This is a genomic window from Candidatus Puniceispirillum marinum IMCC1322 (genome assembly GCF_000024465.1).
In the GTDB taxonomy this organism is placed as follows: domain Bacteria; phylum Pseudomonadota; class Alphaproteobacteria; order Puniceispirillales; family Puniceispirillaceae; genus Puniceispirillum; species Puniceispirillum marinum.
Genome location: NC_014010.1, coordinates 86321 through 109740 on the forward strand (window position 1 = coordinate 86321; position 23420 = coordinate 109740).

Genomic DNA, 23420 nt, shown 5'->3' on the forward strand with positions numbered 1-23420 from the left:
GTATAGAGGGTATATGGCCGTTGAGCTATTCTGCCGCAGCTTCGACCACTGTTTCAAGCCTTGCGGCCGAAAATTTCAATTCGGGGATCTTGCCATATGGGTCAAGCGCCGGATTCGTCAGCATGTTGGCAGGGGCTTCGTTAAAGCAGAAAGGAACGAAGATCATACCCGCAGGCAGTTTCGGGTCAACCCGGGCAGCCAGCGCAATTTCACCACGACGCGTCACGACACGGATCAGATCACCAGCCGATACCTGTAATGATTGCAGATCAGATGGTGAGACATGTACCTCTGGCTCTGGCTCGAGGGCGTCAAGAACGGTTGCCCGCCTTGTCATCGAACCGGTATGCCAATGTTCCAGCAGACGTCCGGTGGACATCACAAGCGGAAATTCAGCATCAGGCATTTCATCAGGCGGCAATACATCTGCCGGTGTCATCCGTCCGCGTCCCGACGCGGTCGGGAAACCATCGCCGAAGATCACATCCTTGCCTTCGCTGTTTTCATCAGCACATGGGTAGGTAACGGCATCTTCCTTGAGCAAGCGATCCCATGTAATGCCAGTCAAAGACGGCATAACCATGCGCATTTCGCCAAAAATATCCCGGGCATGTGTATAGCTCCAGCTTAGGCCCATGCGGTTGGCAAGTTCCTGAATGATCCACCAATCCTGTCTAGCGTCGCCTGGTGGGTCGATCGCCTGACGCCCCATCTGCACGCGGCGGTCAGTGTTGGTAAAGGTACCATTCTTTTCCGGAAAGGCCGAAGCAGGCAGGATTACATCGGCAAAAGCGGCCGTTTCGGTCATGAAGATGTCCTGCACAACCAGAATATCCAGATTCGCCAGCGCCGCGCGGGCATGCGCCTGATCAGGATCCGACATGGCCGGATTTTCGCCCATCACATACATCGCCTTGATGTCACCATTATAGGCGGCGTCGGTAATTTCAACGACGGTAAGGCCTTTTTCCGGATCCAGCTTGGCGTTCCATAGATTTTCGTATTTAGCGCGGATTTCAGGGTCGCCAACAGGCTTGTAATCAGGGAAGAACATCGGGATCAGACCCGCGTCAGATGCGCCCTGAACGTTATTCTGGCCACGAAGCGGATGCAGACCAGCGCCGGGCTTGCCAACATTGCCTGTCAATAAGGCCAGCGAAATCAAACAGCGTGAATTGTCAGTGCCATGCGTATGCTGTGAGATGCCCATGCCCCAGAAAATCATCGCGGCTTTGGCATTGGCATAGCCACGTGCCACGTCGCGGATTGTGTCGGGCGCAATACCACAAATGGCCGACATAGCCTCAGGCGTTGAACTGGCGGTACGGGCTTTCAGGTCTTCAAAACCTTCGGTTTGATTTTTGACATAATCACTATCATAGAGGCCTTCGTCGATAATGACATGAATCAGACCGTTCAACAGCGCCACATCAGTGCCCGGAACAAAATTCAGTGATTCTTCGGCATAGCGGTCAAGTGCCTGACCGCGGGGATCCATGACATAAAGCTTGGCACCCTTTTGGGCAGCGTTCTTGATAAAGGTCGCGGCAACCGGATGGTTCACTGTCGGGTTTGAGCCGATCACGATAATGGCATCTGAATTGCGACATTCGGAAAAGGAGGCGGTGACAGCACCAGAACCAATATTTTCCAGCAAAGCAGCGACCGATGACGCATGACACAACCGTGTGCAGTGATCGACATTATTGGTCTTAAAGCCAGTACGTACAAGCTTTTGCACGAGATAGGCTTCTTCATTACTACCCTTGGCCGAACCAAAGCCCGACATGGCTGATGGACCATAGGTGTCACGCACATGATTGAGTTTGCCCGCGGCAAGATCAAGTGCTTCTTCCCAACTTGCTTCGCGGAAATGGGTGAGTGGATTGCTGGCGTCAAAGGGCAGGGAGTCTGACTTGGCAACATCATCGCGGCGGATCAGGGGCGTTGTCAGGCGTTCCGGATTGGCAACATAATCGAAACCATAACGGCCTTTGACACAAAGCCGACTTTTATTGGCTGGGCCTTGACGACCCGAAACAGCCACGATTTTTTCATCTTTGATATTGAATGTTAGCTGACAGCCAACACCGCAATAAGGACACACGGAATCGACATGGCGGTCAGGCGTGATTGCCAGCTTCTGGCTGTCATCAAGCAGGGTTTTGGGCATCAGGGCACCTGTTGGACAGGCCTGAACACATTCACCACAACCCACACAGGTGCTGGCACCCATATCATCACCAAAATCAAACACGATATGCGCATCAGCACCGCGACCAGCCAAGCCGATCACATCATTGACCTGCACTTCGCGGCAGGCGCGAACGCACAAGCCGCATTGGATGCAAGCGTCCATATTGACGGCAATAGCTGGATGTGAACTATCAGGTTCGGCTGACATGCGCGCTGGAAAACGGCCGCTTTCAACGTCCTGTGTTTCGGCATATTTCCACAATTCGGAATCCGGATCATGCGCAGATTCACGCGCAGGTTGATCGGAAACAAGCAATTCCATGACCATTTTACGTGCCGTGGTGGCGCGGTGGTTCTGGCTGTTTACCACCATGCCTTCGCTTGGGGCGCGGATACATGATGCCGCCAAGACCCGTTCACCCTCAATTTCAACCATACAGGCCCGACAATTGCCATCAGGGCGGTAGCCATCATCATCTTTGTAACATAGATGCGGAATATCAGTGCCAAGGCGTGCCGCAGCCTGCCATATGGTTTCGTCAGCTTCGGCGCTAACATCCTTGCCATCGAGAATAAAATTAATCGGTGTTTTCGTATCAGTCATCGTTATATCTTTCACCTAAATCTGAGTGGCTAGCAAAGTCAGTTATGATTGGTATCCGGTTTGGTCGTTATTTTACAATATCTTCAGGAAAATGCTTCATCACGCTGGTCAGAGGATTGGATGCCGCCTGACCAAGGCCGCAAATGCTGGCATCACCCATGGCAATCGATAATTCGCCCAATAGATTGACATCAGGATTTGCGCTTTGCATCAATGTCACTGCCTTTTCGGTGCCATTCCGGCATGGGGTGCATTGCCCGCAGCTTTCATGCGCAAAGAATTTTAACAGATTTGTCGCGGCGTCCCACATATTATCCTGATCGGATAATACGACGACTGCATGCGAGCCTACAAAACAGCCTTCCTCGGCAAGTTTGCCACCAAAATCAAGCGGAATATCACTTTTGCTTGCGGGCAGAATACCACCGGAGGCACCGCCAGGGAGATAGCCTTTGAAGCTATGTCCATCAGCCATGCCGCCGCATAGGGCAATCAATTCTTCAACAGTCGAACCGGCAGGAGCCACGATCACACCAGGCTTGGCAACACGGCCAGAAACCGAATAGCTGCGTGGCCCGGGATGTCCGTCTTTGCCCTGATTGTTGAACCAGTCGGCACCTTGTTCGACAATGTCACGAATCCAGTATAGCGTTTCGACATTATTGACCAGCGTCGGGCGGTCAAAGATGCCTTTTTCAGCGACAAAGGGCGGGCGGTGACGCGGCAGGCCGCGTTTACCCTCGATCGACTCGATCATGGCTGACTCTTCGCCGCAAATATAGGCACCAGCACCGCGGCGCAGATGCAACTCGGTATGATCGGTTAAGCCTGCCGCTTCGACAGCCGCCAGCTCTTCTTTTAGCAAGGCAATGATTTCTGGGTATTCATCACGCATATAGATGTAACAAGCATCGATGCCCACAACCTTGGTTGCGATCAGAATGCCTTCAATCATACGGTGGGGGTCATTTGATAAATATAGGCGGTCCTTAAAGGTGCCCGGTTCGCCCTCATCACCATTGACTGCCATCAGGCGTGGTCCGGGCTGGCCTGAAACAATGCGCCATTTACGTCCAGTCGGGAACCCCGCACCGCCAAGACCACGTAAAGCTGTGTTATCCAGAACGGACAAAACATCTTCGGCGGTTTTCTCGCCTGCCAGCAAAGCTTTGAGCAGGCTATAACCACCATCGGCGACATAATCATCAAAACGGCGTGCGGTTGCCGGAATTTCCGGATGTCCGTCTTCTTCAACGGCTTTCAGCGCTTCAAAGCTGGCATGTTCGACAAGTTTGTGACCAACCGCGGCGGCAGGCGCCTTGTCACAAGCGCCAATGCAAGGCGCAGGAACAAAACGCACCTTGTCACTGGCATAGGGTTGTAACTTTTCAAGCATGGTTTCACCGCCAGCCATCATGCAGGAAAGTGACGTGCAAACGCGAACGGTACAAAGCGGTGGGGCTGTTTCATCTTCTTTAACAAGATCAAAATGGTCATAGAAGCTGGCAACTTCCCAGACTTCGGCCATCGGAATGCGCATGATATGGGCAAGCGCTGCCAGATGCCGTGCAGATAGGTGTTTTTCACTATCTTGTATCATGTGCAGATATTCAATCAGCATATCACGGGTGGGGCTGATATTACCCAGTAGCGCGCGCACTTCGTCAAGCGCAACAGGGTCAAGCATACGACCTTTTGGTTTGTATCTTCCTTTGCCGCGGCTGGGTGTGCCAGCGCTGCTAAAATCGTCTGACTTATCGCGACCGGTGTTCGGTAAATTATCCACCAGCATTTCTCCCATAAAAGCATCATATACTAGGCTATAGCTTATTATTCGTAACAACATGCAAAACGAATGTCTTTACAAACATTAGCTATGAACTGATAGGGGGCGTCATGGTTTTTTCAGATACCGCCAGCAGATCCACATACGCACAATTTATCAGCTGTTTGCCGACATGCTCAAAGTTCACCGTTACATTCAGACCGACAATCGATTGCACCTGACCAATACCCCAATCAGGGCGTTCAGGATGTCTCACAAAATCCCCAAGTTCAAAATACAGCATGTTGTCACCATGGTTATGTGTGATCTGTTCCGGCTAAGCCCGACAATACCATAAATACGACAGCGTTAAAATGCTGTCGATAGGTCATATGCCCTTTGTACCTTATGGTGATTATCGGGGGATGTCGATGATTGGGGATTGTCGAATATCGGGGTCAAATAGAAAATGGCCAGCATGATGCTGGCCATTCAGGGAGAGACTTTGGTTTGGCGTTTAATTTAACCAATCATTGATGAAGTTTAACAAGACACATCAAATAATATTAACAAAACATGAAGATGTCTGTGCGCATTCTGCTTGGTTTGAAACATCTAGTGGCCAAGGTTAAATGGATTGTTCGGCAATTTCGAAATCGGGGGTTTCACGCAGGATATAGCCTTGTCCCCATACCGTATCGATATTCAGCCCGGAGGCCCCGGCATTGTCGAGTTTACGGCGTAATTTGCACATAAAGACGTCAATGATCTTTGGCTCAGGTTCGTCAATACCGCCATAGAGATGGTTCAAAAAGGCATCTTTACTCAACACTGATCCCTTACGTAGCGCCAGAAATTCGACAATGCGGAATTCCTTGCCAGTCAGATTGAGCTGCTTGTCGCCAATCTTGGCGTAATTGCGGCTGAGATCAACGGTGAGATTGCCAGCGGTGACAACCGCCGAACTATGACCATTGGTGCGCCGGATAATCGCGTCCAGATTGGCCATCAATTCATATCTATCGAAGGGTTTGGTAAGATAGCCATCGGCACCAGCACCAAGCGCTGCAATCTTGTCATCAATGCCACTATTACCAGAGACAACAAGTATTGGCATGGGTAAGTGATGCTTGCGGATCAAGCGGGCCAGCCGGGTGCCGTTGCCATCAGGAAGGTTTATATCAAGCAAAACAGCGTCGATACGATTATGTCGCAATTCAGCAAGTGATGCCTCAATTGTATGGGCAACTGTGCTGAAATGCCCAGCTTCATCAAGGGTCATACCGATCACGTCTGCAATAACTGGATCATCTTCAACAATAAGAATATTCATCGATACCTCTTTCCTTATTTGTGCGCCCTTTAGCAGAGCAAAATTGCGGCAAAACGCGCCGCCACATGTAAGTTCGAAGGTGAAAAGACAGAACACGTATAATAAAACAATAATTCACACGAACGTTGGCTTAGTGCAAAAGTTAAAGGAACATGAACAAGATCTCAAATCACATATGCGTGATTAACTTTTTAATAATGATTTTCAATGGTTAACGGTGCTAGGCCGCGAAACTGACCCAAAAAATATACTTGATTGGTAACGAAATACGGTGTAGGTGAAGGGCAAATTTTGGTCTGTTGAATTCACGTCTCGGGGCTGTACGGCCTGACAAGTTATTGCCCTGCAATTAATATTGACGAATAGGTTTTGAAATGACTTCGATAACATCAAAAACAAAAACCACTTCCGAGTCAGCGTCGCTAGGTCTGCTACCCGAAGGGTACCGGCCGAGTGATAGCGAAGAATTCATGAATCCGATGCAGTTGCTGTATTTCCGCAAAAAGCTGGAAGATTGGCGCGCCGAGCTGATTGATGAAGCAGGTGCCACGATCTCAGGGTTGTCGCAGGAAAACCTGCATCAACCGGATCAAATGGATCGGGCACAAATCGAAAGTAACGCCGCGCTTGATCTGCGCACGCGTGATCGTGAGCGTAAATTACTGCAAAAAATCGAAGCGGCCTTGCGCCGGATCGATGATGGCAGCTATGGCTATTGCGTTGAAACCGATGAACCGATCAATCTACGCCGTCTGGAAGCGCGCCCGATTGCCTCATTGAGCCTGCATGCACAGGAACGGCATGAGCGCATGGAACGTGTGCATCGCGACGATTAACGTTTCGGTTATCTTTCATCATTAGACCTATGACGGTTCCTGATTGATTGGATTGGGCGCTGATCCCTTTGAAATATGGGGGCGGGGCATGCTTGCGCGTCGCCCCTGTGTCGCCCCTGTGTCGCCCCTGTGTCGCCCCTGTGTTGCCTCATATGCTACCCTGATGCTCAATGAATCAGCAAAAATAGAACAAAAAGTGAAAATGCTCTTGAAATAGGAACAAAAACAGTACAAAATGATTTCATGATGAATTTTTAACCGGCAATGTCAAAAGGTTCATTGAACCAAAATTTGGACATGGACACTGCCGGGTAGCTATGCAACATGGAGGCATAAAATGGCTGGTGTAGTGGTGGATATGAAAATGAAGGATAACGACAAGAATCAGGCGCTGGAAGCGGCAATCGGACAGATTGAAAAGGCGTTTGGCAAGGGGTCAGTGATGAAACTTGGCCAGCGGGAATCGGCAGTTGATGTTCAGTCGATTTCAACAGGGTCACTGGGGCTGGATATTGGCCTTGGCATTGGCGGCTTCCCGAAAGGCCGGATTGTCGAAATATATGGTCCTGAATCTTCAGGTAAAACAACCTTGGCATTGCATGCGGTTGCCGAAGCCCAGAAAGAAGGCGGTAACTGCGCCTTTGTCGATGCCGAACATGCGCTGGATCCGGCCTATGCAAAAAAGTTGGGCGTTAATATCGATGATCTGCTGATTTCACAACCGGATGCTGGCGAACAGGCGCTGGAAATTGCCGATACGCTGGTGCGTTCGGGTGCCATTGATGTGCTGGTTGTTGATTCGGTGGCGGCATTGGTGCCGCGTGCGGAACTTGAAGGCGAGATGGGTGACCATCATGTCGGTTTGCAAGCCCGTCTGATGAGTCAGGCGTTGCGTAAATTGACCTCGTCAATTGCCCGGTCTAACTGTCTGGTTATCTTCATTAACCAGATCCGTTTGAAAATTGGCGTTATGTTTGGCAATCCGGAAACAACAACAGGTGGTAACGCGTTGAAATTTTACGCTTCGGTTCGCCTTGATATCCGCCGTATTGGGGCGATCAAGGACCGTGATGAAGTGGTTGGTAACCAGACCCGCGTTAAAGTTGTCAAAAACAAGGTTGCGGCACCGTTCCGTACCGTCGAATTTGATATTATGTATGGTGAAGGCATTTCTAAAATGGGTGAGCTTCTTGACCTTGGCGTTGCCGCAGGCATCGTTGAAAAGTCGGGTGCTTGGATTTCCTATAAGGGTGATCGGTTGGGACAGGGGCGTGAAAACGCCAAAAATTTCCTACGTGAAAATACCGAAATCGCAAATGAGATCGAAAGTGCGATCCGTCAGAATGCCGGACTTGTTGGCGATGCAATGCTTGATAATTCGATTGCCGATTCACCCGAGGCTGATGTACCTGAGTCTCCGGATGCACCGCTTGATGCATGATGCGTAACAGCGCACAGATCATGGCAATGCGGGCCTGATCGGAAGCGATGCCATAATATTTAAAAGCCGGGTTTCCGAAATGGAGACGCGGCTTTTTTGTCACATGTAAAAGTCGCATGGGCAAATTTGCAAACGACCCTCTATGATAAGTAAAATGCTATGATGATTCTGGCGTAACGATTGCCAAAATTACAACAGAATATGAAGATAGACTGGACAGGGCGCCAACCTCACGGCTACAACGCTTGAACGAACGGACTTTTAACAGGCATCAAGACGGCAGGTATAATTGTAATGGCAAGCGTCAACGATATTCGCGCGACCTTTCTGGAATATTTTAAAGATAACGGTCATCAGGTGGTCGATTCCAGCCCACTGGTTCCGCAAAATGATCCAACCCTGATGTTCACGAACGCTGGCATGGTGCAGTTTAAAAATCTGTTTACCGGTTTGGAAACACGTGATTATGTGCGCGCAGCAACGTCACAGAAATGTGTGCGTGCGGGTGGTAAGCATAATGATCTTGAGAATGTAGGCTATACGGCGCGGCATCATACATTTTTCGAAATGCTGGGAAATTTTTCCTTTGGTGATTATTTCAAGGAAAATGCCATCGAATTGGCCTGGAACCTGATTACGCGTGAATACGGACTGGACGCCAGCAAGCTGCTTGTCACTGTCTATCATGAAGATGACGAAGCGGCTGATCTATGGAAAAAAATCGCCGGGCTAAATGATGACCGCATTATCCGCATTGCCACGTCAGATAATTTCTGGGCCATGGGTGACACTGGCCCTTGTGGTCCCTGTTCGGAAATCTTCTATGATCATGGTGATCATATCCCTGGTGGGCCTCCGGGATCACCGGATGAAGATGGTGACCGCTTTATCGAAATCTGGAATCTGGTGTTCATGCAGTTTGAACAGACCGCCAATGAACGGATCAATCTGCCAAAACCATCGATTGATACAGGTATGGGGCTAGAGCGAATTGCCGCGGTGCTGCAAGGCAAACATGATAATTATGATATCGATTTGATGCGCGCCTTGATCCAGGCTTCGGCTGAGGCGGCGAATGTGGCGGCTGATGGTGACCATAATGTGTCACATCGTGTTGTTGCCGATCATTTGCGGGCGTCGTCATTTCTGATTGCCGATGGGGTTCTGCCCTCTAATGAAGGCCGCGGTTATGTGTTGCGCCGGATCATGCGTCGCGCCATGCGGCATCTGCATCAGATGGGGTGTCAGGATCCGACCATGTGGCGGCTGGTGCCAGCTCTGGTTGCCGAAATGGGTGGGCATTATCCCGAACTTGGACGGGCGCAGGCGCTTATCACCGAAACATTGAAGCTGGAAGAAGGCCGGTTCAAGGAAACGCTTGGACGTGGCTTGCGCATTCTGAATGATGAGGTAGCGGGCAAGGCCGCTGGCGGTGTGCTGGATGGCAAGACCGCTTTTAAACTTTATGACACCTATGGGTTTCCGCTTGATCTGACGCAGGATTTTATGCGTGGCTATGAATGGGATGTTGATCTGGATGGTTTTAATTCGGCCATGGAAGCTCAGAAGGCCGCTGCCCGTAAAGCCTGGAGCGGATCAGGTGATGCCGCCACCGAAACTATCTGGCTTGATCTTGGCCAGCAACTGGGCGCGACCGAATTTTTGGGCTATAGCACTGATACTGCCGAAGGGCAGGTAACAGCATTGGTGCGTGATGGTGCCGCTATCGCGAGCGCTGCCGCAGGCGAAGATGTGCAGATCATCACCAATCAAACACCGTTTTATGCCGAGTCAGGGGGACAGGTTGGCGATACTGGGGTAATCAGCTGGGCTGATGGCGCGGCCGATGTTGCCGATACGTTCAAAACCCCGATGGGTATGTTCGTGCATCGGGCAACGATTACCAAAGGATCGCTGGATGTTGGCAATGATGTCCGGCTGGATATTGATGTTGCGCGACGACTGCGTCTGCGGGCAAACCATTCGGCAACGCATCTTTTACATGAAGCCCTGCGCGAGGTGCTTGGTGAACATGTGGCGCAAAAGGGGTCAATGGTTGGACCCGATCGATTGCGGTTTGACTTTTCCCATCCTAAAGCCATGACAGAAGATGAATTGGCGCGCGTTCAGGCGATCGTCAATAGCCGGGTGCAGATGAATTCGGATGTTTCAACCAGAATCATGACCCCCGAAGCCGCAATCGAGCTTGGGGCACTGGCATTGTTTGGCGAAAAATATGGAGATGAAGTGCGGGTCGTGCAAATGGGCGGGGAAACCGACATCAAAGGCCGCTCGGCATGGTCAGTTGAATTATGCGGTGGAACGCATGTCAATCGTACCGGTGATATCAGTATTCTGAAAGTCATTGGCGAATCTGCGGTTGCTGGTGGCGTAAGGCGGATTGAAGCGGTAACGCAGGCCGGAGCGGTTGAATGGATTGAACATCGTGAACGGATTTTGAGCCACACTGCCGAATTGTTGAAAATTGCCCCTGAACAGCTGGCTGATCGTGTTGCCAAACTGCTTGAGGATAATAAGCGCGCCGAGCGTGATATCACCATGATGCGGCGAAAATTGGCGGCTGGCGGTGATGCTGGTGGTGCTGGTTCCGAACAAATCAACGGGGTTAATTTTGTTGGTCGCCTTATGGAAGACACGCCTGCGCGTGAGTTAAAGTCAATGGCTGACGAAATGAAGCAAGGGCTGGAAAATGCCGTGATCTGTCTTGTCGCTACCGATAGTGGCAAGGCCTCGATTGTCGTTGCTGTTACTGATGATCTGGTTGATGCAAAGAATGCTGTTGATCTGGTGCGGGTCGGTTCGGCCGCGCTGGGGGGTGGCGGTGGTGGTGGCCGCCCCGATATGGCACAGGCCGGTGGCCCTAATGCAGATGATGCCGGGGCGGCGTTAAAGGCAGTTGCCGCCGCGCTCTAGGGCATGGCCGATGCAGATATTTCAGATAAGAAAAACCGGTAGCAGAAACTGTTACCGGTTTTTTCGTAATAATATGTCGGCTGTGCTTTACGACATCGCCTTTTGCAAATTCTGGTCAATCGCGTCAAGGAAGCCGTCAGTATCGAGATAAGGCTGTGCCGATGAAATCAGTAGCGCCAGATCCTTGGTCATATGGCCTTTTTCAACAGTGCTGATACAGACCTTTTCAACAGTATCGGCAAATGCCGCAACATCAGGTGTTTCATCGAATTTTGCCCGATAGCTCAAGCCTCGCGTCCAGGCAAAGATCGAGGCAATCGGGTTTGTCGATGTGCTTTTGCCCTGTTGGTGCTGGCGATAATGGCGCGTGACAGTGCCATGCGCCGCTTCGGATTCAACCGTCTTGCCATCAGGCGTCATAAGTACGGATGTCATCAGACCCAATGATCCAAAGCCTTGTGCCACGGTGTCTGACTGCACGTCACCATCATAGTTTTTACAAGCCCAGACAAAGCCACCATCCCATTTCATGGCACAAGCAACCATATCGTCGATCAAACGATGTTCATAGCTGATGCCTGCATCTTTGAACTTATCTTCAAACTCGGTCTCGAACACCTCTTGGAACAGATCCTTGAAACGGCCATCATAAGCTTTCAGGATTGTGTTTTTAGTCGATAGATAGACTGGCCACCCAAGATCAAGGCCGTAATTCATGCAGGCGCGGGCAAAACCGCGAATGGAGTCATCCAGATTATACATCGACATGGCAACGCCACTTGATGGAAAGTCGAACACTTCGCGCGTCACAGCAGGGCTTCCATCGGCTGGTTGAAAGGTCATGGTCAGTTTGCCGGCGCCTTCGGTTACAAAATCAGTAGCTCGATACTGATCGCCAAAGGCGTGACGGCCAATCACAATTGGACGGGTCCAGCCTGGCACCAGACGCGGCACATTCTGACAGATGATTGGCTGGCGGAATACAGTGCCGCCCAGAATGTTGCGGATAGTGCCATTCGGTGAACGATACATGCTTTTGAGATTGAATTCTTTAACACGGTCTTCATCAGGTGTGATGGTCGCGCATTTGACGCCAACGCCATATTCCTTGATCGCATTGGCGGCGTCGATTGTGATCTGGTCATCTGTTTCATCGCGCTTTTCGATGCCAAGATCATAATATTTGAGGTCAATATCCAGATAGGGGAAAATCAGCTTGTCTTTGATCTTCTGCCAGATGATGCGGGTCATTTCATCGCCATCTAATTCGACTACTGGCGTTTTTACTTTGATGCGGGACATGCTTTTTCCTCAAAATTTGTCAGGCCGGGGGCTGTTACAGGCCGTTAAAATTTGGCAAAGGGCGGCTTGTAAATATGACGCTTTTTAAGCATAAAATGGATAAAAAACAAGTGTTCTGGGTGGATTTGCCCTTTTATTAGCTGGTTCTTGGCTGGTTCTTGGCCAGTAGGCTGAAAATATTCAACCGATAGCTCAATTGTCAGGCAAATTTATCCAGATGATTGCCCAACTCTTCGAGATTCTGCGCGACCTCAAAATGGTCTATATGGTCATTATGCATGAAGTCATTGTCAATCACCGACTGGAACAGCGCAAGCAGGTGATCCCAATAGCCATTCTGGTTCAGTATGATGATTGGTTTGCTGTGTTGTTTTAACTGTCGCCAGGTAATGACTTCCATGGTTTCGTCCAATGTACCAAGGCCGCCCGGTAAAATGACAAAGGCCGATGAAATATCATACATCATGGCTTTGCGTTCATGCATTGAATCAACAAGATGCAGATCTTTGACATCAGGATGCCCGACTTCAATATCATTTAAAAAATGGGGAATAATACCTGTTACATGCCCATTGCCGGCAATGGTGCCATCGGCAACTGCGCCCATGAGCCCCATCTTGCCACCGCCATAAACAAGACCAAGGCCGCGTGAAGCCAGCATTCTGCCCGTTTCAGTCGCAACATCGCGATAAATTGGATTATTGCCGGTGGCGGCACCGGTAAAGACACATATTTTCTTCATGAAGATATCCTGTTGATCGATGGTAACTACGGTATGTATTGAACCTACAGTAATTTAGGATTACGCTTAAACTGTTATTTATCACAAAGATGGAATTTAGACCGTGCGATTAAAGATTTTCTTATTAATTTCGGTGGGTGCCATTCTGGCCGCCTTTGCGCTTGGTTGGGTATTCCTATCTGACGATAATATCACGGCGGTAGAGCCGCAAAGTGCGGAAGTTCTGGACATACCCAAACCAGAAAAGACAGCCCCTGAACAAGACACGGCCGCACCATCACAAGAGACGACACCAACTAGCGATAGTGAAGATCAAAAGACCAACGATTCAGCAAGCGTGACTGATGATAAAACCACGCTGGAAATAGATATAGCGCGGGTAAAGCCTGATGGCGCGGCTGTATTTGCTGGCAAGGCAGCGCCGAATGCAAAAATCCGTGTGTTTGAACAAGATATTCTGCTGGGTGAGACGGTGGCTGATGAAAATGGCGAGTGGGTTGTCGTACTTGAGCGCCCGCTGGCACCGGGACAGCATCTGGTGATGATCGGCATGGAAACCGAAGATGGCCAGAGTGAGCTGGCGGATATAACGCTTGCCATTGAAATTGACGATTCTGAGTCTGTGCAGCCTTTGGTGGCATTATTGCCGCAAACCGAAACCGATATGCCGAAATTGTTACAGGCACCTGAGACTGAGGCAGAAACACAGGCTGAAGTTAGCAGCCCAGAAAATGATGCCGCCATGCCGCTTGTGGCGCCGCGTTCGATTGTATGGCTTGATCAGGAGCGCATCTCGATTGCAGGTATGTCACGCGGTGGCGTGCGTCTATTGGTTAGCCTTGAGGATCAGAAATTTGCCGATGTAGCTGTGTCTGATCAGGCGGGGCAGGACGATCATGAATGGCAGGTATCCGGCGCCGTTGATATGACCAAAGCGGGCTTTGAGATGATGTTCAATCTGCTTGATGAAAACAGCCAATCTGTTGCTACCTACAGGTTACCCCTTGTCACCAGTGATCTTCAAAAAGGTCTGGATGGAAGCGATCTGGTTATTGTGCAAACGGGTGATGCCTTGTGGCGTATTGCCTATCGCCGATATGGCGAGGGTGTACGCTATGTCGATATAGTGCGCCAGAATGCGGCAGCAATTAATGACCCGGATCTCATTTTTCCTAATCAGGTGTTTGCAGTTCCCGAATAATCATATCTCGCATTTTGGGGTGTCTAAATCATATGATATGATGGCTGATAAATGGATGCAGCTGATCTATGGCAAACAGGCAAGGTGATGATGGCTAACGACTCTGCAACTGGATTGATGGCATCAGGGCGAGGTATCTTTGGCCGTATTGCCGATGATGGATGGATGGTTGTGGCTGTGGCTGGTGGTGTGACCATCGTGCTGAGCCTGATTTATCTGCCGCTAGGTACCTTTGCGCTGGGCCTCACATTGTGGTTTGCCCATATCATGCGGATGCCCGAACGCCAGCGTCCAGATAATGACGCAGCCATTCTTGCCCCTGCTGATGGCGTGATTGTCGATATTTCTGATGCGCGCTATCCGTCGCCATCTTTGCCGCAGGATGATTTATCGAATACGGCCGAAAAGGGGCTACGTGTGACAATACGGACATCTCTGGCGGATATGCAGTGGCAATGTAACCCTGTCAGTGGCCGTGTGCTGGATAATCTGCTGATCCCCGGGCAAAGAAAACATCTTGGTGGTACCGATTGTTTTGCTTATAAGCCTGCCTTTGACAAGGATGTGCTGGCGGCAATCAGAGCTGGCAATGAACGTCGTGAAGTTCGGTTTTTATCAGATAACAACAGGCATGTTACGCTTGTGCAATTGGCCACAGCCAGCGCACGCAAGCTTGTATGTCGCCTACCAGAAGGCAAGCATATCAAAGCAGGTGACAGTTTTGGCATGTCACATCTGGCAGGTTTGATTGATCTGTTTGTGCCGTCGGATCATGATGCGGCTATCGCCATCGGGCAACATTGTGTGGCTGGCGAGACGATCCTGGCGCTGCCTGCAACAAAGGCGCAGACAAAATCTGTTTCAATAACTGATGTTTGACGCGAAGCTTCGTCCGGTTGTTGACACCATGCTCAAGCCGACTGGCCAGCACCTTGCCAGATGGGGCGTCACCGCAAATCAGGTGACTGTTTTTGGTGGCTTCATGGGTCTGGCGGCGGCAGTCAGCATTGCATTCGATGCCTTGCTGATCGGGTTGGGCTTTATTCTGGTCAACCGACTTGCTGACGGTCTTGATGGGGCTGTGGCGCGGGCGTCGGGTGCCAGTGATTTTGGCGGCTATCTGGATATTGTTTTTGATTTTATTTTCTATAGTTCGATTCCGTTTGCTTTTGCGCTGAACGATCCGGCGAACGGCCTGGCTGCATGTTTCCTGATTTTTAGCTTTATTGGTACGGCGACCAGCTTTTTGGCTTTTGCTATCATTGCTGCCAAGCGCGGCATAGTGACGGAGTCTCGTGGCAAAAAACAATTCTATTATCTTGGTGGCTTGACCGAAGGTGCCGAGACCATCATTCTCTTATGTCTGATGACACTAATGCCATCATATTTCACGATGTTGGCAGTGGGTTTTGGTGTCTTATGCTGGATCACAACTGCGATACGTATTGGCGATGCGTTCCGGATGTTTTCATCTGATTAGGCGCGAAGATAGATAACAGGCGGTAGGTGATGAAATTTGAAATAGGTCAAGGGCTGACGCGCATAGAAGATCACCGGCTTGTAACTGGTGCTGGGGTCTATACCGATGATGTCAAGGCTGGCGAAGGGTTGCGCGTGGGCTTTCTGCGCGCGCCGTTTGCCCATGCAAAATTACTATCGCTTGATGTCAGTGCCGCAGCAGACGCCCCCGGGGTAGTGCTGGTGGCCACACAGGCGGACCTTGATGCCGATAACATTGGTGAAATTGCTTGTAAGAATGTCGTTGTTAATAGTGATAACAATCCGATGCCTATGGTTACCAAGCCCCCAATGGTTCGGGATATTAACCGCTATGCTGGTGATATTGTGGCAATGGTTGTGGCGGATAGCCAGATGCATGCCGATAATGCACTTGATCTGATCGAGGTTGATTTCGACCCGCTGGACGCTGTTACCGATGTCTATGCTGCGGTGGCCGAAGGCGCGCCCCAATTATATTCAGAATATCCGTCAAATATCGCCTTTGACTGGCAGAAAGGTGATCCGGCCGCCACAAAGGATAGTTTTGCCACCGCCAAGCAGGATGGGCACAAAATTGTCGAGGTGGATGTCATCAATGGCCGGGTTATTGTCAATTCGGTTGAGACACGGCCCATTATCGCGGCACCTGGTGATGATCCCGATACGCTTTTGATATGGTGTGGGACGCAAGGTGCGCGGTCTATTTCGACGCAGATTGCCGATGCACTGAACATGCCCCATGATGCGGTTCGTGTTCTGACACATGATGTTGGCGGCAGTTTTGGTTTCAAGATTTTTCTGCATCCAGAACAGGTGCTGGTCAGTTGGGCGGCGCGCACGCTTGGTAGTTTGGTGCGCTGGCAACAGCCACGTTCTGATGGATTTCTCTCGGATATACAAGGTCGGGATACGCGAACCAAAGCGCGTGCGGTGATTGATGATAGTGGGCGTATTCTGGCCTATGAAGCCGATGTGCATGCCAATATGGGTGCGTGGTTATCTAATTTTTCAACGGCTATTCCGACAATTTCAGCCAATTCAGCCTTGACAGGTACCTATGATATTCCGGTGGCAAGCTTGCGCGTGCGCGGGGTTGTGACAAATACCCCCGCTATTGATGCCTATCGTGGTGCAGGACGCCCAGAGCTGATTTACGCATTGGAACGGTTGCTAGATCAGATCGCGTTTGAAACCGGTATCAGCCGCGTTGATGTAAGGCGGCGTAATCTTATCAAGGCAGATCAGATGCCCTATCCCATGGCGGTTGGCATCACCATTGATAGTGGAGATATGCCAGCCTTGTTTGAAACCGCATTGCAGCGTGCCGACTGGGACGGGTTCGCCGCCCGACGTGAGGCTGCGCATGTCAAGGGGCTGTATCGCGGTATCGGTCTTGGTATGTATCTTGAGAAAAGCGGTGATGGCAGTGATGGCGGTGTGCATATCAGCTTTGCGGCCAATGGGTATATGACGGTGTTGGCATCACAACAATGTAACGGTCAGGGGCACCGGATGACGCTGACCCAAATTCTGTCTGACAAGCTGGGCTATGATGCTGATAAAATCACTGTCCAGCAAGGTGACTCGGCGACCATGCCCGAAGGCACAACAGGCGGGGCAAGGATGACAGCATTGATTGGTTCGGCTGCTGCCAAAGCGTCAGCCAGCATTATCGAAATGGCGCGCCCACAGGCGGCGCAAAAGCTGGATTGTGCTCTGGATGATCTGGCTTTTGACGATGGCATCTTTGCCGATAAAGCCAGTAACCGGTCAATCACGCTTGCGGATCTGGTCATCGCGCTTGCCGATGAAAAAACCCCGCATATGTTTGATATTCGCCAGCCTTATGCCAGTGATGGCCCCAGCTATCCTTATGGTTGTCATATTGCCGAGGTCGAGATTGATCCGGCAACCTGTAAAGTGAAGCTTGACCGTTTTACCTGTGTCAATGATTTTGGCGTCGTTATCAATCCGGTCATGCTGGAAGGTCAGATACAAGGCGGCATCGTTCAGGGCATAGGGCAGGCACTTTATGAGCATGTTGTCTATGACGATCAGGGACAGCTTCTGGCTGGATCATTGATGGATTATACATTGCCGCGTGCTGATCATATTCCGATGCTGGATATCACTATGCGCAATACGCCGTGTCAGAATAACGCTCTTGGGGTAAAGGGAGCTGGGCAAGCTGGCGCAATCGGGGCACCACATGCGGTCATTTCGGCAGTTTGCAATGCGCTGTCGATCCCCCATATAGATATGCCCGCTACACCGTCATCAATCTGGCAGGTGATGCAGACGCGAAATATTACCGCCGCATAATATGGTACTTAGTTAAATTGGAGAAATTATGTCTGACAAAATCATCAAAACCGATGCCGAATGGCGCGATATGCTGACCGATGAGCAATATCACATCACCCGCGAACATGGCACCGAGCGCGCCTTTACCGGGGCGCTATGCGATAATCATGCAGATGGCACTTATCAGTGTATTTGCTGTGGGGCGGATCTGTTTGATAGCGATACGAAATTCGAATCAGGCAGTGGCTGGCCCAGCTTTTACCAGCCTGCCGAAAATGGTGCGGTTGGTGAGACCGAGGATCGTAGTTTATTCATGCGACGTACCGAAGTGCATTGTAACCGCTGTGATGCGCATCTAGGCCATGTGTTTCCCGATGGGCCACAACCAACAGGCTTGCGCTATTGTATCAATTCGGCATCGCTGGATTTTGTCGATAAAGACGCAGAGAGTGAATAAGCTACTATGGGGCTGGAAAAGCGAACTCGCACCAGCGTAACGTTGTTACGCTTTCGCCGGGGGAGAAACGGCGGTGCGAGTTGCATTGTCTTTAGCCCTATCGGAGGGGAACGCGGCTAAAGACCTCATTGATGTGCGTTCACTGGCATAGGCTGTTAGTTATATTGATGGCTAGCTTTCGGACATGCCTTGGCCATGTGAACGATCGCGCTTATGCTTGTCATGATGTTTATAATGATGTCGCCGTGGCAATTCGTCTGGTTGCAACAACCCATCAGCATTCACGTCCAGCTTTTCAAACATAGTTACCATTTTGGCGTTATATTCTGCCGGTGCAATCATGCCGTCCTTGTTGGTGTCAAGCATATCGAACCGGCTTTGCTGTCGCGCTAGCATCTCATCGCGGCTGATCATGCCATCATTATTCACATCGATTTTTTTGGCAGAAAACATGCTGTGATGGCGATCTTTGCCAAATCCACGGTCTTTTGCCATTGCGAGGCCAGCAACTAGGCCGCCTGAAACAAGCAAGCCAACGCCAAGAATAATAGGGAGCTTTAGATTTTTCATAATATGTCCAGTCAATATCGTTCAATCAGTTAGGTGTCATCGGGTCAGCCCGTAAGTGGGTGATGACAGGCCAACACCGGTGACACATCAATGTTTAGGCAGTAATAGCGGCGCAAAAAGGGCGCGGCTGTGACAATTTCTCGTAAATCTTGTGGCGAATTTATGTGCGTTCATAAATTTATCTGAGTGGATAAAGCGCACGTGCTTGGGTATGATGACGGGTTTTCTACAATCGGATTAATGTCATGACTGAACAAACACCTGCCGTACCGCTTATCACAGGCACAACAAAGCTCTTTGGCGTGATTGCGCATCCATCAGCGCATGTACGCGCGCCAATGGTATTTAATGAGCGTTTTGTTGCCGAGCAACGCGATCATCTGATGATCCCGATTGATGCAACGCCAGCGTCGCTGGTCACCGTCATGGATGGATTGCGGGCGATGGAAAATTTTGGCGGTCTTACCATCACCATTCCTCATAAGGTGCCGATTGCGCAGATGTGCGACGAGCTGGGCGAAGCTGCACGTGTTTGTGGCGCGGTAAATGCCGTGCGCTTTGGTGAAGATGGTCGCCTCTATGGTGATATTTTTGATGGTGCCGGTTTTGTGGCCGGACTGGCGCTAAAGGGACATGACATTGCAGGCAAGCGTGTTTTGATGATGGGGGCAGGCGGTGCCGCACGGGCAATCGCGGTGGCTTTATGCCAAGCAGATGTGGGTGAGATTGCAATTGCCAACCGTACGCGTGACAAGGCCCAAAATCTGGTTGATGCGATGGTACAGGGGGCAGGCTATACACAGGCGCATGTTCTGGACAATATGGCCGAAGCGGCTCTGGAAGCTGCGCGTGATGTTGATGTCATAATAAATACAACGTCGCTTGGTCTGCATGCAGGTGATGCTTTGCCTGTAGCGCTGGGTACTGTTCGCCCTGATACCCTGATTGCCGATATCATAATGGTGCCAGAACGAACCGAATGGCTGGCTCTGGCCGAAGATAAAGGTCTGCCTACGCATTATGGGCGTCATATGCTTGATTGTCAGCTTGAGCTGATTGGGCGGTTTATCGGGGCTCTGGATTAAATCAGCAAGTTTCCTATATATAGGGTTAATAGGAAATTGAATTAGTTGGTCGGTGCCGTTATAACGGCAGTCTTGATGGTAATGGCGCGGCCATACCTAGATTAAGAGGATGATTATGTCAGATACGGCAAATGTTTGGACTGATGAGCGCTTGGAAAAGTTGAAGGTCCTGTGGAGTGAAGGCTTGTCTATTTCGCAAATTGGTGAGGCGCTGGGTGTATCGCGCAATTCGATTGCTGGCAAGGCGCATCGCATGGGATTGCCAAAGCGGCCATCACCAATTGCCAAAACCAAATCATCAACAGTCAAGCCTGTGGCGGCAGTACCAGAGCCAGATCGCGAAATGCCACTTCGGCTGGAATTACGCAAACTTGAATGGTCACGTAGCAAATGTTGCTGGCCAACAGGTGACCCAAAGTTTAACGGCTTCACATTTTGTGGTGATGCCATTGTGCCGGGAAAACCTTATTGTCTGACCCATTGTCAGGAAGCCTATACAACTTCGCGTGACTCCAGCTAATCATGTTGAAACATCGTTCTGGCTATATGCCGCCTGCCTATCTGGTGATCGCGGCGCATCTTGATATTAGTATTTTTGATGATCAGACGCTTGTGACCACGCGTCTCGAGCTGACCAAGAACCCTGATGCGGGGACTGGTGCCAATGAGATGCGTCTCAATGGCCGTGATCTGGAATTAAAACGCCTGTCTATCGATAATATCGAAATAGCCAAAGATGACTGGCCACTTGATGATGCGGGTATCCATCTGACAAACCTGCCAGAAAGCTGTGTCGTGGAAAGCCTGTCGGTCTGTCATCCAGAAACAAATACCGCCCTTGAAGGCCTGTATTTGTCGGGTGGGATGTATTGTACCCAGTGCGAGCCAGAAGGTTTCCGGCGTATCGGCTTTTACCCGGATCGCCCTGATGTGATGACCATATTCACCGTGCGGATCGAGGCGGATATTGCCTATCCGCAATTACTGTCTAATGGCAATCTTGTTGAAACAGGTGCGGCCTCGGAAGGTCGGCATTTTGCCGTCTGGCATGACCCGCATCCAAAACCAAGCTATCTTTTCGCCTGTGTTGTTGGTGATCTTGAATGTGCCGAGGATAACTTTATAACGGCGTCCGGACGTGATGTTGCCCTGCATATCTATGTGGAAAAGGGTAATGTTGGCCTTACAGGTCATGCGATGGATTCGCTTAAACGTTCAATGAAATGGGATGAAGACCGTTTTGGGTTGGAATATGATCTCGATCTTTTCCAGATTGTTGCCGTTAGCCATTTCAATATGGGCGCAATGGAAAATAAGGGTCTGAATATCTTTAACAGCAAATTTGTGCTGGCCGATACGAATACGGCAACCGATACCGACCTGCATCGTGTTGAGTCAATTGTGGCGCATGAATATTTCCATAATTGGACAGGCAACCGTGTGACCTGTCGCGACTGGTTCCAGCTAACCTTGAAAGAAGGGCTGACAGTTTATCGCGATCAGTGTTTTTCGGCTGATACACATGATGAAGGCGTGCAACGCGCCGATGATGTCAGCCTGTTACGGGCAGCGCAATTCCCCGAAGACCGAAGTCCCACAGCGCACCCAATCCGGCCTGAAAGCTATCGTGAAATCAATAATTTCTATACCGCCACTGTCTATGAAAAAGGCGCTGAAGTGATCCGGATGATGGCGGCGTTTCTGGGCCGTGATGGTTTCCGCAAAGGGATGGATCTGTATTTCAAACGGCATGATGGTTCGGCGGTGACCTGTGACGATTTTGTCGCCGCACTTGCCGATAGCAATGATATTGATCTTTCAGGGTTTGCCCGCTGGTATGAACAAGCAGGCACCCCGCATTTGTCAGTCAAACGTGTGGCTGGCGGGAAAGCGACTATTACCCTCGATTTTGAACAGACACTGCCAGAAACCGCGGCGAAGACCCCGCGTAATGCAGTACCCATTCCGGTCAGGTTGGGCTTTCTTGATGCGGCAGGACATCCGGTTGCCACCAGCTTGACACCCGATGGTGTCAGCGCTGATGAGCATGTGGTTCTGATGCAAACAGCAACGCATCGTCAGTCATTTCATGCGGCGTCTGGGGGTGGTGATGTTGCGTTGACGCCAAGTCTATTACGTAATTTTTCGGCACCGGTGGTGCTGGCGGATGACCTTAGCACGGCTGAACGTCTGCATCTCATGGCACATGATACGGACCGGTTCAACCGCTGGGATGCAGCCCAAACGCTGGCGGCGGACGCAATCGTTGCCGCGGCAACAGGCGGTAATAGCCTGGATGCCGATGCCGCTGCCTTGTCTGGTGCCTATCGAAATATTCTGGGTGAAGCTGATTTGCTTGATGCGTTCAAAGCCAGCATGTTTGCCTTGCCTGGGGTATCGGTGCTTGAAAGTCGTCTTAAACCGGCTGATCCAGTGGCTCTGTATCATGCGCGTATGCGCTTGCAGGCGGCGCTTGGTGATGGTCTGGCGGATATTATTGCCACATATCTCAAAGATGACGCACGCCATGCGCTGCAAGCCAGTGACGGTGGTCGGGCGTTGCTAAATGCGTTGCTTATGCTTGGCGTAGCGGCGTCAAGCGCTCAGGCCGAGGACATTGCTGCAGCACAGGTGCTAGACGCGAATATGACCTTGTCGCAAGGGGCTGTCATGGCGCTTAATAACAGTACATCAACAGCGCGCGATGTCGGGCTTTCGGCCTTTCATGACCGCTGGCTTGATAATCCCCTTGTTATGGAAAAATGGTTCCAGATGGAATCGATGTCGGTTGTTGGTGGCACCGTCGCACGGCTCAAGACTTTGATGCAACATCCGTCATTTGATCCGAATAACCCGAATAAGTTACGGGCGGTGCTAGGGGCATTTATGTCGGGTAATCCGGTGCATTTTTATGCTGAGGATGGCTCAGGCTTTGCGTTTATCGCCGATTGTCTGATTGATATTGATAGCCGTAACCCGCAGATTTCGGCGCGTATGGTATTACCACTTACCCGCATGTCTGCCTATGATGATCGCCGAAAAGCCCAAATGATGGCGGCCTTGCGCCAGATTGACAACGCTAAGCCATCAAATGATCTTGCCGAAATTGTTGAAAAGACATTGGCCGCAAACAGCTAGCTAGACACTAGA

General features: G+C 50.5%; 18 protein-coding genes. 11 read left to right on the plus strand and 7 right to left on the minus strand.

All coding sequences use genetic code 11. The annotated features are described in order from the left end of the window. Positions 1 to 25 precede the first annotated feature (25 nt). The 4 genes from fdhF to SAR116_RS00420 form a co-directional block, all read right to left on the minus strand. Positions 26 to 2800: a formate dehydrogenase subunit alpha gene (gene fdhF, locus SAR116_RS00405; protein ID WP_013044955.1), complete on the minus strand. Its 2775-nt coding sequence runs from the start codon at positions 2798 to 2800 to the stop codon at positions 26 to 28. Between the two features lie 67 nt (positions 2801 to 2867). Continuing rightward, positions 2868 to 4586 (minus strand): NAD(P)H-dependent oxidoreductase subunit E, encoded by a 1719-nt coding sequence (locus SAR116_RS00410; RefSeq protein ID WP_013044956.1) that lies wholly within the window; start codon positions 4584 to 4586, stop codon positions 2868 to 2870. An 88-nt stretch (positions 4587 to 4674) separates the two neighbouring features. Then, the gene (locus SAR116_RS00415) at positions 4675 to 4869 is read right to left on the minus strand and encodes a DUF3553 domain-containing protein (protein WP_013044957.1); all 195 of its coding nucleotides are present in this window, start codon (positions 4867 to 4869) and stop codon (positions 4675 to 4677) included. Between the two features lie 324 nt (positions 4870 to 5193). Then, positions 5194 to 5898 carry a response regulator transcription factor gene (locus SAR116_RS00420; protein ID WP_013044958.1) on the minus strand — a complete coding sequence of 235 codons (705 nt, stop codon included), beginning with the start codon at positions 5896 to 5898 and terminating at the stop codon, positions 5194 to 5196. A 374-nt stretch (positions 5899 to 6272) separates the two neighbouring features. On the opposite strand from SAR116_RS00420, the gene dksA reads away from it, so the two are divergent. From dksA to alaS, 3 genes are all read left to right on the plus strand, one after another. Further along, entirely contained in the window at positions 6273 to 6734 is a 462-nt protein-coding gene (dksA, locus tag SAR116_RS00425) for an RNA polymerase-binding protein DksA (RefSeq protein ID WP_013044959.1), read from the plus strand. 337 nt (positions 6735 to 7071) lie between these two features. Further along, a complete protein-coding gene (gene recA / locus SAR116_RS00430; protein ID WP_013044961.1) occupies positions 7072 to 8175 on the plus strand; it encodes a recombinase RecA in 1104 nt (367 codons plus the stop codon). A 294-nt stretch (positions 8176 to 8469) separates the two neighbouring features. Further along, positions 8470 to 11109, plus strand: a complete 2640-nt coding sequence (gene alaS, locus SAR116_RS00435) for an alanine--tRNA ligase (RefSeq protein WP_013044962.1) — start codon at positions 8470 to 8472, stop codon at positions 11107 to 11109. An 87-nt stretch (positions 11110 to 11196) separates the two neighbouring features. Here the strand turns inward: alaS and SAR116_RS00440 are convergent, their stop codons facing one another. Next, positions 11197 to 12411: an NADP-dependent isocitrate dehydrogenase gene (locus SAR116_RS00440; RefSeq protein WP_013044963.1), complete on the minus strand. Its 1215-nt coding sequence runs from the start codon at positions 12409 to 12411 to the stop codon at positions 11197 to 11199. A gap of 199 nt (positions 12412 to 12610) precedes the next feature. Next, the gene (locus SAR116_RS00445; RefSeq protein WP_013044964.1) at positions 12611 to 13153 is read right to left on the minus strand and encodes an LOG family protein; all 543 of its coding nucleotides are present in this window, start codon (positions 13151 to 13153) and stop codon (positions 12611 to 12613) included. A 103-nt stretch (positions 13154 to 13256) separates the two neighbouring features. Here SAR116_RS00445 and SAR116_RS00450 point away from each other — a divergent pair, with 103 nt between their 5' ends. Genes SAR116_RS00450 through msrB form a run of 5 tightly spaced genes read left to right on the plus strand, consistent with a single transcriptional unit; the run spans position 13257 to position 18615 of the window. Continuing rightward, positions 13257 to 14354: a LysM peptidoglycan-binding domain-containing protein gene (locus SAR116_RS00450; RefSeq protein ID WP_013044965.1), complete on the plus strand. Its 1098-nt coding sequence runs from the start codon at positions 13257 to 13259 to the stop codon at positions 14352 to 14354. 51 nt (positions 14355 to 14405) lie between these two features. Next, positions 14406 to 15233, plus strand: a complete 828-nt coding sequence (locus tag SAR116_RS00455) for a phosphatidylserine decarboxylase (protein ID WP_013044966.1) — start codon at positions 14406 to 14408, stop codon at positions 15231 to 15233. Next, the gene (locus SAR116_RS00460) at positions 15226 to 15834 is read left to right on the plus strand and encodes a CDP-alcohol phosphatidyltransferase family protein (protein ID WP_041860675.1); all 609 of its coding nucleotides are present in this window, start codon (positions 15226 to 15228) and stop codon (positions 15832 to 15834) included. Before SAR116_RS00455 ends, SAR116_RS00460 begins: the two co-directional genes overlap by 8 nt. Positions 15835 to 15863: 29 nt before the next feature. After that, a complete protein-coding gene (locus tag SAR116_RS00465; protein WP_013044968.1) occupies positions 15864 to 18176 on the plus strand; it encodes a xanthine dehydrogenase family protein molybdopterin-binding subunit in 2313 nt (770 codons plus the stop codon). A 28-nt stretch (positions 18177 to 18204) separates the two neighbouring features. Then, positions 18205 to 18615 (plus strand): peptide-methionine (R)-S-oxide reductase MsrB, encoded by a 411-nt coding sequence (gene msrB, locus SAR116_RS00470; RefSeq protein ID WP_013044969.1) that lies wholly within the window; start codon positions 18205 to 18207, stop codon positions 18613 to 18615. Positions 18616 to 18786: 171 nt separating this feature from the next. On the opposite strand, the gene SAR116_RS00475 is transcribed toward msrB, so the two are convergent. Then, positions 18787 to 19185, minus strand: a complete 399-nt coding sequence (locus SAR116_RS00475; protein WP_013044970.1) for an EF-hand domain-containing protein — start codon at positions 19183 to 19185, stop codon at positions 18787 to 18789. A gap of 245 nt (positions 19186 to 19430) precedes the next feature. On the opposite strand from SAR116_RS00475, the gene SAR116_RS00480 reads away from it, so the two are divergent. From SAR116_RS00480 to pepN, 3 genes are all read left to right on the plus strand, one after another. Next, positions 19431 to 20270, plus strand: a complete 840-nt coding sequence (locus tag SAR116_RS00480) for a shikimate dehydrogenase family protein (protein WP_013044971.1) — start codon at positions 19431 to 19433, stop codon at positions 20268 to 20270. 115 nt (positions 20271 to 20385) lie between these two features. Next, positions 20386 to 20790: a GcrA family cell cycle regulator gene (locus SAR116_RS00485; protein WP_013044972.1), complete on the plus strand. Its 405-nt coding sequence runs from the start codon at positions 20386 to 20388 to the stop codon at positions 20788 to 20790. A gap of 2 nt (positions 20791 to 20792) precedes the next feature. Further along, positions 20793 to 23408, plus strand: coding sequence for an aminopeptidase N (gene pepN / locus SAR116_RS00490; protein ID WP_013044973.1), 2616 nt, complete (start codon positions 20793 to 20795; stop codon positions 23406 to 23408). Positions 23409 to 23420: the final 12 nt, after the last annotated feature.

Excerpts from the sequence above, each read along its gene's own strand:
- SAR116_RS00420 (WP_013044958.1), bottom strand. The coding sequence starts at position 5,898 with ATGAATATTCTTATTGTTGAAGATGATCCAGTTATTGCAGACGTGATC.
- SAR116_RS00475 (WP_013044970.1), bottom strand. The coding sequence starts at position 19,185 with ATGAAAAATCTAAAGCTCCCTATTATTCTTGGCGTTGGCTTGCTTGTT.
- SAR116_RS00465 (WP_013044968.1), top strand. The coding sequence starts at position 15,864 with ATGAAATTTGAAATAGGTCAAGGGCTGACGCGCATAGAAGATCACCGG.
- alaS (WP_013044962.1), top strand. The coding sequence starts at position 8,470 with ATGGCAAGCGTCAACGATATTCGCGCGACCTTTCTGGAATATTTTAAA.
- SAR116_RS00460 (WP_041860675.1), top strand. The coding sequence starts at position 15,226 with ATGTTTGACGCGAAGCTTCGTCCGGTTGTTGACACCATGCTCAAGCCG.
- SAR116_RS00485 (WP_013044972.1), top strand. The coding sequence starts at position 20,386 with ATGTCAGATACGGCAAATGTTTGGACTGATGAGCGCTTGGAAAAGTTG.
- recA (WP_013044961.1), top strand. The coding sequence starts at position 7,072 with ATGGCTGGTGTAGTGGTGGATATGAAAATGAAGGATAACGACAAGAAT.
- fdhF (WP_013044955.1), bottom strand. The coding sequence starts at position 2,800 with ATGACTGATACGAAAACACCGATTAATTTTATTCTCGATGGCAAGGAT.
- dksA (WP_013044959.1), top strand. The coding sequence starts at position 6,273 with ATGACTTCGATAACATCAAAAACAAAAACCACTTCCGAGTCAGCGTCG.
- SAR116_RS00440 (WP_013044963.1), bottom strand. The coding sequence starts at position 12,411 with ATGTCCCGCATCAAAGTAAAAACGCCAGTAGTCGAATTAGATGGCGAT.
- SAR116_RS00480 (WP_013044971.1), top strand. The coding sequence starts at position 19,431 with ATGACTGAACAAACACCTGCCGTACCGCTTATCACAGGCACAACAAAG.
- pepN (WP_013044973.1), top strand. The coding sequence starts at position 20,793 with ATGTTGAAACATCGTTCTGGCTATATGCCGCCTGCCTATCTGGTGATC.
- msrB (WP_013044969.1), top strand. The coding sequence starts at position 18,205 with ATGTCTGACAAAATCATCAAAACCGATGCCGAATGGCGCGATATGCTG.
- SAR116_RS00415 (WP_013044957.1), bottom strand. The coding sequence starts at position 4,869 with ATGCTGTATTTTGAACTTGGGGATTTTGTGAGACATCCTGAACGCCCT.
- SAR116_RS00455 (WP_013044966.1), top strand. The coding sequence starts at position 14,406 with ATGGATGCAGCTGATCTATGGCAAACAGGCAAGGTGATGATGGCTAAC.
- SAR116_RS00445 (WP_013044964.1), bottom strand. The coding sequence starts at position 13,153 with ATGAAGAAAATATGTGTCTTTACCGGTGCCGCCACCGGCAATAATCCA.